Annotated in this window: 13 protein-coding genes and 1 CRISPR repeat array; of the genes, 12 read left to right on the plus strand and 1 reads right to left on the minus strand. The window is 58.9% G+C overall.

Going from position 1 to position 15,047, the window contains the following annotated elements; all coding sequences use genetic code 11:
• Positions 1-8 precede the first annotated feature (8 nt).
• Positions 9-299 carry a hypothetical protein gene (locus BW967_RS16130; protein WP_139327850.1) on the minus strand — a complete coding sequence of 97 codons (291 nt, stop codon included), beginning with the start codon at positions 297-299 and terminating at the stop codon, positions 9-11.
• Between the two features lie 647 nt (positions 300-946).
• Between BW967_RS16130 and BW967_RS16135 the strand changes: the two genes are divergently transcribed.
• The 12 genes from BW967_RS16135 to cas2e all read left to right on the plus strand — a co-directional run bounded on the left by BW967_RS16135 (position 947) and on the right by cas2e (position 13,426).
• Positions 947-2,137, plus strand: coding sequence for a tyrosine-type recombinase/integrase (locus tag BW967_RS16135; protein WP_076486125.1), 1,191 nt, complete (start codon positions 947-949; stop codon positions 2,135-2,137).
• A 26-nt stretch (positions 2,138-2,163) separates the two neighbouring features.
• The gene (locus BW967_RS16140; protein WP_076486126.1) at positions 2,164-3,096 is read left to right on the plus strand and encodes a hypothetical protein; all 933 of its coding nucleotides are present in this window, start codon (positions 2,164-2,166) and stop codon (positions 3,094-3,096) included.
• A gap of 346 nt (positions 3,097-3,442) precedes the next feature.
• The gene (locus BW967_RS16150) at positions 3,443-4,363 is read left to right on the plus strand and encodes a hypothetical protein (protein WP_076486128.1); all 921 of its coding nucleotides are present in this window, start codon (positions 3,443-3,445) and stop codon (positions 4,361-4,363) included.
• A 2-nt stretch (positions 4,364-4,365) separates the two neighbouring features.
• On the plus strand, positions 4,366-5,097 hold the full coding sequence (locus BW967_RS16155; protein ID WP_076486129.1) for a terminase small subunit: 732 nt from the start codon (positions 4,366-4,368) through the stop codon (positions 5,095-5,097).
• A gap of 114 nt (positions 5,098-5,211) precedes the next feature.
• On the plus strand, positions 5,212-7,716 hold the full coding sequence (locus tag BW967_RS16160; RefSeq protein ID WP_083952292.1) for a CRISPR-associated helicase/endonuclease Cas3: 2,505 nt from the start codon (positions 5,212-5,214) through the stop codon (positions 7,714-7,716).
• 79 nt (positions 7,717-7,795) lie between these two features.
• Positions 7,796-9,265, plus strand: coding sequence for a type I-E CRISPR-associated protein Cse1/CasA (casA, locus tag BW967_RS16165; RefSeq protein ID WP_076486130.1), 1,470 nt, complete (start codon positions 7,796-7,798; stop codon positions 9,263-9,265).
• A complete protein-coding gene (gene casB / locus BW967_RS16170; RefSeq protein WP_076486131.1) occupies positions 9,262-9,756 on the plus strand; it encodes a type I-E CRISPR-associated protein Cse2/CasB in 495 nt (164 codons plus the stop codon). Before casA ends, casB begins: the two co-directional genes overlap by 4 nt.
• Positions 9,753-10,838 (plus strand): type I-E CRISPR-associated protein Cas7/Cse4/CasC, encoded by a 1,086-nt coding sequence (cas7e, locus tag BW967_RS16175; protein ID WP_076486132.1) that lies wholly within the window; start codon positions 9,753-9,755, stop codon positions 10,836-10,838. Before casB ends, cas7e begins: the two co-directional genes overlap by 4 nt.
• Positions 10,838-11,521, plus strand: coding sequence for a type I-E CRISPR-associated protein Cas5/CasD (gene cas5e / locus BW967_RS16180; RefSeq protein WP_076486133.1), 684 nt, complete (start codon positions 10,838-10,840; stop codon positions 11,519-11,521). Before cas7e ends, cas5e begins: the two co-directional genes overlap by 1 nt.
• Complete coding sequence (gene cas6e / locus BW967_RS16185) at positions 11,518-12,189, plus strand: type I-E CRISPR-associated protein Cas6/Cse3/CasE (protein WP_076486134.1); 672 nt, start codon at positions 11,518-11,520, stop codon at positions 12,187-12,189. Before cas5e ends, cas6e begins: the two co-directional genes overlap by 4 nt.
• A complete protein-coding gene (cas1e, locus tag BW967_RS16190) occupies positions 12,186-13,142 on the plus strand; it encodes a type I-E CRISPR-associated endonuclease Cas1e (RefSeq protein WP_076486146.1) in 957 nt (318 codons plus the stop codon). Before cas6e ends, cas1e begins: the two co-directional genes overlap by 4 nt.
• A complete protein-coding gene (cas2e, locus tag BW967_RS16195) occupies positions 13,139-13,426 on the plus strand; it encodes a type I-E CRISPR-associated endoribonuclease Cas2e (protein WP_076486135.1) in 288 nt (95 codons plus the stop codon). Before cas1e ends, cas2e begins: the two co-directional genes overlap by 4 nt.
• A gap of 80 nt (positions 13,427-13,506) precedes the next feature.
• A CRISPR array of direct repeats spans positions 13,507-14,877; the repeat unit is 29 nt; unit sequence CTGTTCCCCGCCCACGCGGGGATGAACCG.
• Positions 14,878-15,047 lie beyond the last annotated feature (170 nt).

The following is a 15,047-nucleotide window of genomic DNA, read 5'->3' on the forward strand; positions in this document are numbered from 1 at the left end:
CGCTGTCCTCAGTGCCCCTGGCAGATGGACAGGATCAGTTTGCCATCTTCCATCATCTGGTCAATTTCAGCGAATTGGCGCTCCATCAGCTTGTCGATGAAGTCTTCTAGCTCGTCTCGCCGCGTGGGCGGGACGTCAAACCACAAGCTCACTTCAACTCTCTGCACGTTCACTTGTTGCGCCTGCTCCACTGTCGCATCGACTGATCTTTTCAGCATTTTTGCGGTGGCATCGCATAGTGCTCTGCCATCCTGTGCCTGAGCTAGGGCCGGAGCCAGCGCCAATATCGCGACAGTCATCAAATATCTCATGACCTAGACCTTATCCGGGAAATATCCCCTGTAATGCTAGCTTGCAGTCTAATCTCCAACAAGCGCCTGTTGGCTCAGCGTGTCGCCGTCAGGATCGGCGCGTGGGCCTCGATCCTGACACTTTTCGACCATCCGAGTTTCGTGGCGGCACTATCCGCGCCTTCGCGGGCAGATTGCCCTTATTTTATTGGAGATTTGCGAAACTCGGATGCACCGCGCAAAACTCGGACGCATCATCCGAGTTTCTGCCATTGGTCCCGACGAACTCGGATGGTTGTTTGCGGCTCTAGGCTTTCCCTGATGGCCTTATAAGGTTGTTCTCTCAATACGTTATCTCTTGCGCGACTTTGCGCTGCGCTCGCCGTCGTTTCGACAGAGAATGCGGTCCAAATGCAAGTTTTCTCCCTATTCTTCTGCCATAACTTGCATTTCTTTTGGGTCGTCTTTCGCCCGCTATGGCCCTTTATTCCTTATGTTTTCGGGCTGTTATGGGGCGTTCTGTGCCCTGTCCGCCTTTCTGCCAAAGGTAGTCCCCCCCTACACCGATGCGCTCCAACGTGATCCGCTAAGATCCCTCCGGTTTGGGGGTATGGGTGGGGGTATCGGGAAAAGCACCCGAGAGGCGATACCCCCAGATGCCGCTTTCCGATGTCACGATTCGAAACCTGAAGCCACGCGATAGATCCTACAAAGTCTCGGACTTTGATGGATTGTTCGTGTTGGTCAAACCCACCGGCGCACGTCTGTGGCAATTCAAATACCGCATTGATGGCAAAGAAAAACTTCTTTCAATCGGCCGTTACCCGGAAATCGGCCTAGCTCAGGCGCGGCTTGCACGCGATGAGGCGCGATCCATGGTCGCCAATGGGAGGGACCCGAGTGCAGCAAAGCAAGAACGTAAGCGTGCGGAACTCGAGCGTCGCGGGGTAACCTTTGAGACCCAGGCGCAAGCCTTTCTTGAGAAGACGCGGAAGGAGGGACTTGCCTCGACCACTTTGGCAAAGAATGAGTGGCTTCTTGCGATGGCTATTGCCGATTTTGGCGCGAAACCGATGTCTGAAATATCGGCCCAAATGATTTTGCGGTGTTTGCGCAAAGTTGAGGCGAAGGGTAACTATGAAACTGCCAAGCGTTTGCGCGCCAAAATCAGCGCTGTGTTTCGCTATGCTGTTGCGAATGGTGTTGCTGAGACGGACCCAACCTACGCGCTTCGTGATGCACTCGTTCGGCCTAAAGCGAAGCCGCGAGCGGCGATCATTGATCCGCAGGCGCTGGGTGGGTTGATGCGGGCAATTGAGACTTACACGGGGCAGCGGGTCACGAAAATTGCGCTTGAGCTTCTTGCTCTAATGGTGCCGCGTCCAGGCGAATTGCGTCAGGCGCGCTGGGAAGAGATTGATCTTGATGCACGGATTTGGGCGATCCCAGCCGAACGGATGAAAATGCGTCGCCCGCATCGCATCCCTTTATCGGATCGGGCCGTTAGGTTGTTGCATGAATTGCGAGAGTTGACGGGGTGGACAGGCTTTTTGCTCCCCTCGCTGGTTTCTCCCCGGCGCGTAATGAGCGAGAACACCCTGAACACCGCATTGCGGCGCATGGGGTTTGGCGCAGACGAGATGACCTCCCACGGGTTTCGCGCCAGTTTCTCGACGCTCGCAAACGAAAGCGGTCTTTGGAACCCGGATGCGATTGAGCGGGCCTTGGCGCACATCGAGCAAAATGATGTCCGGCGCGCCTATGCCCGTGGCGAACATTGGGATGAGCGCGTGCGTCTAGCCCAGTGGTGGGCGGACTATCTCGAAACCCTTCGAACCAGCGCGTGAATGTGCAAACAAAGCGGGAGAAGATCATGCCAGAGATGACAAAGGCTGATCCAAGTGCTGAGTTGATAGAAGCCGCACTTGGCGAAGTTGCCCTTTGGGCGCGGCCAGTCTCCTTCCAGTCTGTTGGTCCAGCCTTTCCGGAGGTGTACGACCGTTTTGAGGCAGAACGTGCGGCATTGCGCGACAAACTCGCACGAAGGCTCGCACTTCTATCTCTTGAAGAGCTTCGGTCGATACCCTTTGCAAGTGATGCGCCCAGGCTCAACCCCCTCTTCGATCCGCAAGGCCGTTTTGCAGAATTATTCCATGAGATAGATGATCTTAAGGTAAGGCTGCCGCAGGATTTCTTGGGTGCTTGGGCGATTGCGGGAAAGCAAATCGACTTAGACTATTGGAGTGCCTTTCGAAGTGTAACGCTTGAACAGGCCGTTTTCTTGAGCCTTGGTCGTGATCCTCGGGAGGCAAGCTATGATATCATCTGCCAGAGCTATGGGCGTTCGGAAGAAGCGGACGAAGTACTGCTTTTCCTCGAGGACCGTTACGAACTTATCGCTAACGCGATGGGCTGTGATCCGGTGGCCCCGGAAGCGCAGATAAATTTGACGGACTTCCATGCGTGGATTGAGGAAGTTGCGATTTGCGTAGATCCTGCATTTCGCGCCACGTTGAGGACCCGCTTTGCCGCGCCGGAAGATAGCGGGCGCATCTTGGCTCCGGTCTCAGAGGCGTTAGATCAGAAACAAGTTCTTGACCAAAGAGAACGCAACTCCATGGCGAAGCTTCTCACTGCAATCGCGATTGATGCTTATGGATATGATCCGGACGCTTCACGTAGCAAATTGCCAAAGGAGATCGAAGGGATCTGTGCGCTGCTAGGCCTCGAAGTGACAACCGACACGGTTCGAAAATATCTTAGACTCGGCAAACAGTTCCTGCCAAAGGACTGGAAGCCCGAATAACGTAAGGCGTTAACCGAATAGTGCTGATAAGTATTAATGATATCAATGCGATGCGGCTATTCGTCTTCCTGAAAAGCTAATCTGCCTCAACTTACTGTGAATCCGCCAGGGTCGCCTTGTCCGCCATTGGACAATAATGCACGAAGGTGATCACAGATGAACTTTCCACAAAGCGGTCTCGTCCGGCTTTCGGCCATATTGGCGCCTGAGGGCCCGATCCCTGTGTCAAAATCGACTTGGTGGGCAGGTGTACGCACAGGTCGTTTCCCACAACCATTGAAGCTTGGACCGCGCACCACGGTTTGGCGCGTCGATGATATTCGGGCGCTCTTCGAGGGGGGCGGAAATGACTGAAGAAGCAGCGCTTAAGCCAATTTATCGCGGCAAGACAGAAGTCTTGCCTGTGCCATTTTTTGATCCTGCGACATTCACTGAAATCGCGGTTAAACGGAACTCGACCATATATTCAGCTTGCGCGGATCATCTGGCGTATAAGCCTCCTTTGGCGCATCAGACCGATGAGCTGCCAATCGGTACTCAGCGCCGGTTTCTTGAAGCTGCGCGTGTCGCTGCCCGTCTAAACCATCCGCTCGACACGCTTCTCACTTTGCGCTGGCAAAGCCTGTTTTGTGCCGAGGACGTGAACCCACTGCGTTGTCAGCATATCCCACAGCGGATTTCTTATCTCATGGAGCTTTTGCGGAAATGGATGACCCGTCGCGATCTTCCGCCATTTTACATATGGGTACGTGAGTCCGCGGGGCCTGCCGGTGAGCATTGGCATTTGGCGTTGCATGCATCAGAAAAATACCAGCGCGAACTTGCAGCATACATCGCCAAAATCACCTATGAGTCCGAAGCTGATCATGTTCGTGCAGCTGACAAGGTCACGGAAGGCGAATTCGCCTGTGGTGAAATTGGTTCATGGCATTTGGCCCGTGATACCCGCAAAGCGCGTCAAGGGTATTTCTTGGCGGCCTATCTCGGAAAAGGTGAGCCATCACAAAGATTTTTTCGCGGGAAGCTGATCAACAACCGTGAAAAGCCGGTGCGCGGTCGATCTTTCGGCGGCTCACAGGTTGATGGCAGATATGACGCGGCTCAGGGCGCGATTTCAGGTACGGCAGGCCGCAACGCGCGTTTCGCAATAGCACGGCTTTTACAAGTCGAGTCCCAGAAAGCTGAAAAAAGCCAAGGTTTGTCAAGGTTACGCTCTGGATCGTTTACCATGTCGAAATCCCATTTGGCTTCTCAAGCTGAGGTTTGAACATGGCATTGCCCTCTTCATTGCCAAACTCACTGGTTCGCCCAGTAAACCCGCGCCAGCAGCGCTTTTGTCAGGAATATCTGATTGATCTGAACGCGACGCAGGCCGCAATCCGCGCGGGTTACGCACGTGCCAATGCAGATCAACAGGCCAGCCGTTTGCTCAAGGATCCGCGCGTGATGGCTCAGATCAACGTGTTGAAGGCAGAGCGTTCAGCGCGACTCAAGCTGAGTGGAGATGACGTTATACGGCAACTCGCACGGATTGCTTTTGCGGACCGCCGTAATCTCATGGCTTTACACCTTGGTGCTTGTCGTTACTGTTGGGGGAAGAGCCATGAGTTTCATTGGCGTAGCGCGCGCGAATACCGTGAAGCCTGTGATTCTGCGCAGGCTGAAGGACGTAAGGTTCCGCTCGCCTCGGGCGGTTTTGGATACAGGCTCACTGCGCGTCCAGACCCCAATTGCCCGGAATGCGATGGTCTGGGCATTCGCTATGTTTGGTATGCCGATAGCGCAAATCTAGGGCCAGATGAATTGGCTCTATTTGAAGGGGTAAGGCAAACACGCAATGGGATTGAGTTGAAGACGCCTAGCCGCTTGAAAGCATTGGAATTGTTGGCCGAGCATTTTGGCCTCTTCAAGGCAAATAACCAGGCAGATCCCGCGGCTCCGTTTCGCAACATGCTTGCCCAACTGTTGGGTGCGAGCTCAAAGGCGCCGCTTAAGCGGTAATACCAAGGCCAGAATTGTTGAAGAATTGCTTGAGTTCGAAGGATGGCAGATATTCAAGTTGCGTCATCAATTTGCTAAGAAAAATATTCCCTAAGTTCCAATGCATAGGTCAGAATGTTGCTTCTAGAGTGGCCCGGCAAGAGTCCTGAATGCGCAGGGATGCCAGAGCATCCAGCGGTTTATCATATGTTGGATGTTGCCGCCGTTGCTGAGCGTTTGATCGCCCCTTTTCAACTGGCTCCTGACTTGCGAGACGCTTTCGTTTTGCTCATTGCATTGCATGATCTCGGCAAAATCAGCGACAGTTTTCGTGCGATGGTTCGGGGTGCGCAGGCCCAAGGGCCGCGGCATTGGGAATTGACCGAGGTGTTGTTGCACAAGCATGATGACTTGCTCGCGCCAAGGATGGGCGGCGATCCTGACACGCGCTGCACGCTTTACGCTGCTGTGGCCGGGCATCATGGCAAGCCGCCAAGCCTCAATTTGGGCACATTGCCGAAACCCCCTCGTATCCGAGACTACATGAACGCTGTGCGTCATGTTGGTATGGGGGCAGACGCGGCTGCGGAGGTAATTGAAGCGTTTTGCGCCCTATGGCCAGAGGCTTCACTAGAAGGGTTGGCTTTACCAGAGGCGGTTCGGTTTTCATGGTGGCTGCCGGGGTTATGTGCGGCAGCCGACTGGGTGGGTTCGAATACGCGATGGTTCAAGGCGCAGGCACCGGGGCCGGACCTTTCAGATTATCTTGCGCAGGCGCGCCAGACCGCTGCGGTCGCTGTTGCGCAAGCTGGCCTATCGGGAGCGGCGGTTCAGAGTGGGCCTGTTTTCGATTTTACCCTACGCCCGATGCAGGCGGCCTGCACGGATCTGCCTTTGCCCAAAGGGCCAATGCTTGCGGTGATCGAGGATGAAACCGGGGCGGGCAAAACGGAAGCCGCTCTGATTCTTGCGCATCGCATGGTGCAAGCGGGTAAGGGGCGCGGGCTCTATTTCGCCCTTCCCACAATGGCGACGGCGGACGCGATGTTTCGGCGGGCGGCGCTAATTTTGGGGCGTATGTTTGCCCAACCCACGCTCACATTGGCGCATGGTCGCGCTGGACTGTCTGCGGATTTTCGCGATGTGATAGCGGATGGGGAGCGGCACGAAGATGAACCCGGTTGCACTGCGTGGTTGGCGGAAAGTCGTCGCCGCGCGCTTTTGGCCGATGTCGGCGTGGGGACCATTGATCAGGCGCTGATGTCAGTTCTACCGGTGCGGCACCAAAGCTTACGCCATTTCGGTTTGTCTTCGAAGATACTCATCGTGGACGAGGTGCATGAGATGGGCGAGCCATATATCGCCACCGAGCTTGAGCGGTTGTTGCAGATGCACCATGCTGCCGGCGGTTCTGCGATTTTGCTCACAGCGACCCTTCCGATGGCATTGCGCGAAAGGCTTTTGGCGACCTATGGCGGTGGACCTGTCAGCCCGGCTTATCCCGCCTTGACGGTCGCGCGCGGAGACGCGATCACGGCCTTTCCGTCTGACCCACGTCCAGTGAAAGGGCCGGTGCTTGTCGAGCGGCTGGATGCGGTTGAACGGGCTGTGGGGCATATCGCGGAAGCTGCGGGGCAGGGGGCAGCCTGCGTTTGGGTGCGCAATTCGGTTGACGAGGCGGTTGCCGCGGTCGAGGCGCTACGGGCCGAAGGGATTTTCGCGCATCTGCTTCATGCCCGGTTTGCTCTATGCGACCGTAAGCGGATTGAGGCTGAGGTCCTGGCACGGGTTGGTAAAGCGGGAACGGGGCGCGCAGGCTTCACTTTGGTTGGCACGCAGGTGCTCGAATCCTCGCTTGACCTCGATTTCGATGTGATGGTCACCGACCTTGCGCCTATCGCGGCGCTTATCCAGCGGGCCGGGCGGCTTTGGCGGCATATGGACGAGCGCCCGCATGCCAGGCGCCCGGTCGCGGCACCTGTTTTGCAGGTGCTCTCTCCGGACCCTGACCATGTCGCGGATGATCGTTGGCTGCGCGTTACTTTGGGGCGAGGGGCTTGGGTTTATGACCTTGCCGATGTTTGGCGCACCGCGCGGGTGGTGTTTGCGGCAGGGCGGATCGAAGCACCAAAAGGTCTGCGCGCTTTGATCGAGGCTGTGCATGGGCCTGAGGCGGAACCCGTGCCTGAGGTGCTGGGGCGTGCAGAGGTTGAGGCCTTGGGCAAAGCAGCCGCGCATCGCACGCAGGCGGTGCATAATCTTGTTGATCTTGCTGCGGGCTATCGCGATGGCGGCGGGGCCAGTTCAGACACCAGCTACCCCACACGCCTTGGCGGGCCGAGCCGCACCCTCGTTTTGGCGCGCTCCACCCCTAATGGGCTTGAGCCTTGGGCAGAACGAGAGGGCCTTTCGTTAGCCGAGGCTTGGGCGCTTTCAGAGGTATCGGCACGTGCCGCGCGGCTCGATAAATTGCCGTTGCCTGATCAAGCCGCGCCAGAGATCCGCGCGGTGACCCAAGACTGGCCCGAGTGGAAGCGCGCCGATCTGAAGGTTTGTCTGGTGACAGAGGACGGCACGATTTGCGAGGGCTTGCGCTATGACAGGTCACTTGGCTTGTTGTTTGACGGTGACATTTCCTGACACCTCAAAGAATTGCCCCCATTTACGGCGGGCTTCGGAGGTGGTTCATTGCGCGTATTGGTTGTGGGCGGAGGTGTGAATGACGCTCAATTTGATTGAAGATCCTTGGATTTCAGTGCGATGCCGGGATGGTTCCCAAAAGGTCATCGCGCCTTGGCAAATGACGGAGCCGGATGTTGTGGCCCCCGACTGGAGCCGCCCCGATTTCAATATTGCCTGCCTTGAATTGCTGACTGGGCTGGTCTTTCTGGCCGATCCGCCCGCCGATGTGACCGACTGGAAACGCCGCACCGCACCCGATCCGGCGCGGCTACGTGAGAAGTTGGCGACCTTTGCACCCGCCTTCAACCTATTGGGCGACGGGCCGCGGTTTTTACAGGATTTCGAGCCGCTCACGGGGGCGGAAAACCCGCTCGACATGCTGTTCATTGATAGTTCCGGGGGCAATACAGCCAAAAACAATGCTGATCTCATGGTGCATCGGAACCGATATACGGTTCTCGATCTGCCCATGGCCGCGATGGCGCTTTACACGTTTCAGGCCTTCGCCCCTGCGGGCGGGGCGGGCAATCGCACGTCAATGCGGGGTGGCGGGCCGCTGGTCACCCTAGTGGATCCGCGCGAGGGGCTGGGAAGTTTATGGGAGTTGATCTGGGCGAATGTGCCCTATGGTGTGCCCGCTCAGTGTGCGGACCTACCTTGGATGCGGCCCACCCGCATTTCCGACAAGGGGCAGCAGGCTTTGCCGCCCGAGGGGGGACTGTTTGGCCCTGAAGCGTTTTTCGGTCAGCCGCGTCGGCTGCGGCTTGTGGCCGAGGGGGATCGGGTAACCGGCGTGATCCAGCGGCCTTACGGCACGAATTACGCGCTCTGGAAACACCCGCTTAGCCCCTATTACCGAATGAAACCGGGCCCCGAATGGTTGCCCAAGCATCCGCGTGCCGGGCGGTTCGGTTATCGCAACTGGCTTGGGATTGTCGTAGAGCAAAAAGACAACGAGTTGTCTGAATTGGCCCTGTGCTGGCGAGACTGGAACGGGCGGCGCGGCGGCGGCACAATGATCGTTGCGGGCTGGGCGATGGATAATATGAAGCCACGCGATTTCATTATGTCGGTGCAGCCGGTGCTCGATCTGCCGGACGAAGGCTGGATCTGCCTTGCGGGGTTGATCGAAGCCGCAGAGGCGGCGGGCGTCGCCCTGCGCGGAGCATTGGAGCTCGTTCTCGCCGGTGGAGAGGCCCGTGAGGCGCAACGCGAGGCCTTTTTTGCCGAGACCGAAACTCGGTTCCTCGCGCATCTTGCCACGATCAAGGCCGGGGGCGATCCAACCGCGGAATGGCTCGGCGATCTTAAACGCCAGGCAATGGGACAGTTCGAGAAATTGGCGTTCGAGGGCATTGAGGCGCGCGAAACGGACCAGATGCAAAAGCTGTTCGATGCGTGGAAGTTCCTTGGTCTCGCCTTTGCAGGTTACGGCAAGCAGGGCAAAGCGATTTACGAGGCGCTTGGTCTGCCTTTGCCAGAGAAAAAGAAAGGAAAAGCGGCATGAGTGAGGAGCCAAAAGGGCCGGGAGCAGTGGTGCTGGGTTGGTGGAGCAAGCATATCGCCGCGCGTGAAACCTCATCGGCAAAGGCGCTGGCGGCACGGTTGCGCCGGGCCGCGCCGATGGCGGTTTTGTGCGAACCGGCGGTGCAGGAACTGGCGCGGGATTTGTCTCTTGGGCCTATGCAGGCAGAGCGTCTGGTGCAACTCGCCGGGCTCTTGGCAGAGGTGCGCGAGCATACCAGCGCGCGGCTGGCGCGGCGCTTGGGCGGTGTGGAGCCAGTGCTCTCGCCGCTGCGTTTCCAACGCCTGATCCGCGCGGAAGGGGCCGAACTGACCGATCTGATGCGTCGCGCGATCACGATGGCAGACCACAAATGCAATGTCGCGGCTCTTGCCGCAGACATTTTGCACTGGGAGGCGGCACGGCCGCGCTGGTGCTTTGACTATTTCGGGGCTGATGCGCCCGCAAAAGCGATTGAGGAGAAAACCCAATGACGACCTTCGTGCAATTTCACTTGCTCACAAGCTATGGCCCCTCGAACCCGAACCGCGATGATCAGGGGCGCCCGAAGCAGGCGATGGTGGGCGGCGTGCCCCGGTTGCGGCTCTCGTCGCAATCGCTTAAGCGCGCGCTGCGCGAAAGCAGCTTTTTTGCGCTCGATTTGGCTGATCAAATGGGCAAGCGCACCAAGCTTTTGCATGACTTGTTGGTGGAGCATCTGATTGGCAAAGGGGCGTCAGACAAAGCCGCACAGGAGGCCGCCGACAAGGTGGCGGTGATTTTTGGCAAGCTCGAGGACAAGAAGGAAGGCGGCAAGAAAGCCACCACGCTTGCCTTTATTTCCCCCGCTGAGCGCAAATTGGCCGAGGAATTAGCGGAAAAGATCGTCGCCGGTGAGGCGCTGCCTTCCGATAAAGACCTGAAAAAGATGGTGCTGCGCCGTGCCGATGGCGCGATCGACATTGCTATGTTCGGGCGGATGCTGGCCGATGATCCAGACTTCAACCGCGATGCAGCGGTGCAGGTGAGCCATGCCATTACCACCCATGCAGCGCAGGCCGAAGAAGACTGGTATTCGGCGGTGGATGACCTCAACAAGGACGAAGATACCGGCGCAGGCCATTTGGGCGAAACCGCTTTTGGCTCAGGCATCTATTACCTTTATGTCTGCGTGAACGCCGATTTGCTGATCGAAAACCTCGCCGGTGATCGAGACTTGGCCGTCAAAGGGATAGAGGCGCTTGCGCGGTCACTGGCGCAGGCCACGCCGCGCGGGAAGCAAAACAGCTTTGCCCATCATCCGATGGCGTTTCACATCCGTGCTGAATGCGGTCCGCGCGCCCCGCGCGATTTGTCTGGGGCCTTCTTTACCCCCGTTGACCGGCAATTACGCGCGTTGCAGGCCAATGATTTGCGCGCAGCCTCGGTCAAGGCGCTTGAGAGCACTGCGGCAAAGATCGACCAATGCTATTTTGCGGGTGAGCCCGAAGCCTTCCGCACGCTCGATACGCTTGCGGGCGATGGCACGCTTGAGGAGATCGTGTCCTTTGTGGCTGATGCGGTTCGGGGGGCGTGATGCAGCCCTTCCTCATCTTTGGCTTGTCCGCCAGCCTTGGGGCAATGGGCGAACTGGCCGGGCATGAACGGCGCGGCGCGCTGGATTGGCCCGGTCGTTCGGCGATCCTTGGGCTTATGGGGGCGGCGCTTGGCATCCGGCGTGAAGGGGATTTTGCCGCCCTTGACGCGCTTGACGTTTCCGTCGCGATCTTTGAGGCCGGGGCGCCTTTGCGCGATTATCACACCATTGAAACTGTGCCCACCGCTGCCGCAAAACGCCCCAATTCCCGCCCCGAGGCCCTTCGCGATGCGCGCGGGCGCACCAATACCACCATTACTTTGCGTGATTACCGCGCGGGCGTTTTTTATGGGGTGGCGGTGCAAGGCGAGGGGCTTGAGCCGCTGTGTGAAGCGTTAAAAAAGCCTCATTTTACCCTCTATCTTGGGCGTAAATCTTGCCCGCTGTCAGCCCCGCCCGGCGCAAAACTGGTGCAAGCCGAAACGCCCGAGCACGCTTTGGCGCATCTCTCCGCGCCGCCGTGGCTTTGTGCGCGTGGCGTCCCGGTGGCGCGGACGCTTGTCGAGGGGGCCACGAAGGGGGAGGTGGTGCATGATCGCCCTGTAGACCGCAAACTTTGGCATTTCGCACCGCGCATGGTGGCGCGTCGCGCGGTGGAAATCGTATTGGAGGCTGCGCCATGAGCCTCTATCTGAGCCAAGTTTCGTTGGCGCGTTCCCCATCGGCACAAGCCCTTGCACCGCTTCTTATGCCGTCTGCAGAAGGGCTACGCCGTTCTGCCGCCCATAACCTGCTTTGGTCTCTTTTTGCCGATGGGACAGACCGTCGCCGTGATTTTTTGTGGCGCGAGGAAGCGGCGGGCAAGTTTCTTGTCCTTTCGGCGCGCGCGCCTTTGCAGACTGATCTTTTTACGCAGCATCGGATCAAGCCCTTCGCTCCAGCCCTGACCGAAGGAACCAAACTTGAGTTTTCATTACGCGCCAATGCCACGCGGATGAAGCGCGGTGGCGCACGGGTTGATGTGGTGATGGATGCGCTGCACACACTACCGAAAGACGCGCGGGCCGAAGAACGGATGGCACTAGCGCAAACCGAAGGGATGGCTTGGCTGTCTCGGCAAGGAGAGAAGGCGGGCTTTAAGCTGCTTCAGGCGCAAGCAGAGGATTATTCGGTCGAGGTGCTTGAAGGCCACCGCGGGCCGCGTAAGGGCCAGCCGCAATTCGGGATCCTTGATCTGACCGGACACATCGAGATCACCGATCCCGCTGCCTTTCTTGCACAAGTTTCTCAGGGGTTTGGGCGCGCAAAGGCTTTTGGTTGCGGTTTGATGCTAATCCGGCGCGCGCCATGAGCACCAAGGGGCAGGGGGCCTCGCTGCCCGGTTTGGCCCCGCCAAAACCGATCCCGATGAAGGATCGCGCTTCGCTTGTCTTTGTGGAGCGCGCCAAGCTTGACGTGCTTGATGGGGCTTTTGTAGCGGTCAATGCCGATGGCACGCGCACGCAAATTCCTGTGGGGGGGCTTGCTGGCATCATGCTTGAACCGGGCGCGCGCATTAGCCATGCGGCTGTGGCGCTGGCTGCCCGCGTGGGCACATTAATCACTTGGGTGGGCGAGGGCGGTGTGCGGCTTTATTCGGCAGGCCAGCCCGGCGGGGCGCGCGCAGATCGGCTTTTGTGGCAGGCTCGCATCGCGCTTGATGATGCCGCGCGCTTGCGTGTTGTGCGCAAAATGTTTGCAATGCGTTTTGACGAAGAGGCCCCGGCGCGCCGCTCTATCGATCAGTTGCGTGGTATAGAAGGCGTGCGGGTGCGCGAAACCTACGCCCTTTTGGCGCAGCAACATGGCGTTGAATGGAAGCGGCGCAAATATGACCCCGCCGATTGGGAGGCGGGCGATACCCCGAACCGCTGCCTTTCTGCCGCCACCGCTTGTCTTCATGGTCTGTCCGAAGCGGCGGTTCTCGCCGCAGGCTACGCCCCTGCGATTGGCTTTTTGCACTCGGGCAAACCGCTCTCTTTCGTCTATGACATTGCAGATCTGTTCAAACTTGAAACCGTGGTGCCAGAGGCGTTCCGGATTGCGGGGCAAGCCGCAAAGGGCAAACTCGATATGTCTCCCGACCGTGCCGTGCGTCTTGCCTGCCGCGATGCGTTTCGACGCACGGGGCTCTTGGGGCGCATTATTCCCGCGATTGAAGAGGTGCTGTCCGCGGGGGACTTACCACGCCCCGAGCCCCCGCCCGAAGCCATGCCGGTCGCCTTTCCCAAGGGGCAATCGGGGGATGCAGGGCATCGCGGATGATTGTGGTGGTGGTCTCGAACGCGCCCCCAAGGTTGCGCGGGCGTTTGGCGGCTTGGCTCGTTGAGGTCCGTGCCGGTGTCTATGTTGGCGATTATTCCGCCAAGACCCGCGAAATGATCTGGGATCAGGTTTTGACAGGGCTTGATCAGGGGGATGCGGTGATGGTCTGGAAAGCGCCAACAGATCAGGGCTATGATTTTCGAACTGCGGGCACGAACCGTCGGGTGCCCGTGGATTTTGACGGTTTGAAACTGGTGAGTTTCAGGCCCGAAAAACCCCGTTAAGGCGAGGGGAAAGCCGCTCCAAAATCGGTAGGCTCTTTGACATTGTGAAAAACTTGGTAGATCAAGCGTCTACAGGAAGACTGTTCCCCGCCCACGCGGGGATGAACCGCGCTGCTAGCCCATTCATCGAAACATTGAGCCCTGTTCCCCGCCCACGCGGGGATGAACCGGCCGGATCGTGCGGAAAAAGGTTTCGTGGTTCCTGTTCCCCGCCCACGCGGGGATGAACCGCCGATGCCGTTTATCGTCAGGAAATGGCCGCTCTGTTCCCCGCCCACGCGGGGATGAACCGAATACCTTGGTTGCCATGGGTGCAGTTTTGCACTGTTCCCCGCCCACGCGGGGATGAACCGACGGCGTGACCGCTCAACTGCTGACAACGGCTCTGTTCCCCGCCCACGCGGGGATGAACCGAACGCAGCGTTGGCAATCACCGCCTCATATTGCTGTTCCCCGCCCACGCGGGGATGAACCGGTGCTGCATTGCTTTCTTGCTGGTGGTGATATCTGTTCCCCGCCCACGCGGGGATGAACCGCCGCTCGCCATTGATGACGGAACGCTGGTTAGCTGTTCCCCGCCCACGCGGGGATGAACCGGGTTACTATGTGACAATGCCATCGCTTGTTTCCTGTTCCCCGCCCACGCGGGGATGAACCGCCGATGGGCTGCGCGTTTGGGAAGATCGCGAGCTGTTCCCCGCCCACGCGGGGATGAACCGCAGGCCCGTGCTCTACTTACATATGGAGGGGACTGTTCCCCGCCCACGCGGGGATGAACCGATGCTTGGCGGCCCGGCCTATCTGGCGCGCATCTGTTCCCCGCCCACGCGGGGATGAACCGCGCGGGTTGCATATTAGTAAGTCCCCCGCCTTCTGTTCCCCGCCCACGCGGGGATGAACCGGGCCGGAAATTCAGCGCAAAATCCGTCAGGCCCTGTTCCCCGCCCACGCGGGGATGAACCGGAATTTCGCATGAAAAACTGGACCAAAGCTGCCTGTTCCCCGCCCACGCGGGGATGAACCGGACGGAATATTCCGCAGGCAAGCGCGAAAGGTCTGTTCCCCGCCCACGCGGGGATGAACCGCGGTAACGGCGGCGCTGATCCGACTGGCGACGCTGTTCCCCGCCCACGCGGGGATGAACCGCTCCTGCACCGCGCCAAGCGTGAGCCCGACAACTGTTCCCCGCCCACGCGGGGATGAACCGCCGCTCATTTCCAAAGCCCCCCATTGTTGACCCTGTTCCCCGCCCACGCGGGGATGAACCGCCAAATTTCTCTGACGCTTCGCGAGCGCCTTCCTGTTCCCCGCCCACGCGGGGATGAACCGGCAGAGAAAGCCAACGCCGCCGCGCGGATTGTCTGTTCCCCGCCCACGCGGGGATGAACCGTCGGTGATAGCACCACCACCCTTGAGAAGTTGCTGTTCCCCGCCCACGCGGGGATGAACCGCGTGCGATCCTGCTTGCACTCACCACGGCAGGCTGTTCCCCGCCCCTCACGTTGGTCTTGGCCTTACCAACGTGCTCGGCCCAAAGCAGTCGATCGCGCCCCGCAGTGCTTTTTCGCGAAGCATCCGCTCAGGCAATGCGGAGCGATAGGCGCTCGCAGTCCAAAATGCT

This window comes from Rhodobacter aestuarii, assembly GCF_900156655.1.
GTDB classification, from domain to species: domain Bacteria; phylum Pseudomonadota; class Alphaproteobacteria; order Rhodobacterales; family Rhodobacteraceae; genus Rhodobacter; species Rhodobacter aestuarii.

Coding starts and splice junctions, on each gene's coding strand:
- BW967_RS16155 (WP_076486129.1), top strand. CDS start 4,366: ATGGCATTGCCCTCTTCATTGCCAAACTCACTGGTTCGCCCAGTAAAC.
- BW967_RS16135 (WP_076486125.1), top strand. CDS start 947: ATGCCGCTTTCCGATGTCACGATTCGAAACCTGAAGCCACGCGATAGA.
- cas6e (WP_076486134.1), top strand. CDS start 11,518: ATGAGCCTCTATCTGAGCCAAGTTTCGTTGGCGCGTTCCCCATCGGCA.
- cas1e (WP_076486146.1), top strand. CDS start 12,186: ATGAGCACCAAGGGGCAGGGGGCCTCGCTGCCCGGTTTGGCCCCGCCA.
- cas5e (WP_076486133.1), top strand. CDS start 10,838: ATGCAGCCCTTCCTCATCTTTGGCTTGTCCGCCAGCCTTGGGGCAATG.
- BW967_RS16140 (WP_076486126.1), top strand. CDS start 2,164: ATGCCAGAGATGACAAAGGCTGATCCAAGTGCTGAGTTGATAGAAGCC.
- cas2e (WP_076486135.1), top strand. CDS start 13,139: ATGATTGTGGTGGTGGTCTCGAACGCGCCCCCAAGGTTGCGCGGGCGT.
- casA (WP_076486130.1), top strand. CDS start 7,796: ATGACGCTCAATTTGATTGAAGATCCTTGGATTTCAGTGCGATGCCGG.
- BW967_RS16130 (WP_139327850.1), bottom strand. CDS start 299: ATGACTGTCGCGATATTGGCGCTGGCTCCGGCCCTAGCTCAGGCACAG.
- BW967_RS16150 (WP_076486128.1), top strand. CDS start 3,443: ATGACTGAAGAAGCAGCGCTTAAGCCAATTTATCGCGGCAAGACAGAA.
- cas7e (WP_076486132.1), top strand. CDS start 9,753: ATGACGACCTTCGTGCAATTTCACTTGCTCACAAGCTATGGCCCCTCG.
- casB (WP_076486131.1), top strand. CDS start 9,262: ATGAGTGAGGAGCCAAAAGGGCCGGGAGCAGTGGTGCTGGGTTGGTGG.
- BW967_RS16160 (WP_083952292.1), top strand. CDS start 5,212: ATGTTGCTTCTAGAGTGGCCCGGCAAGAGTCCTGAATGCGCAGGGATG.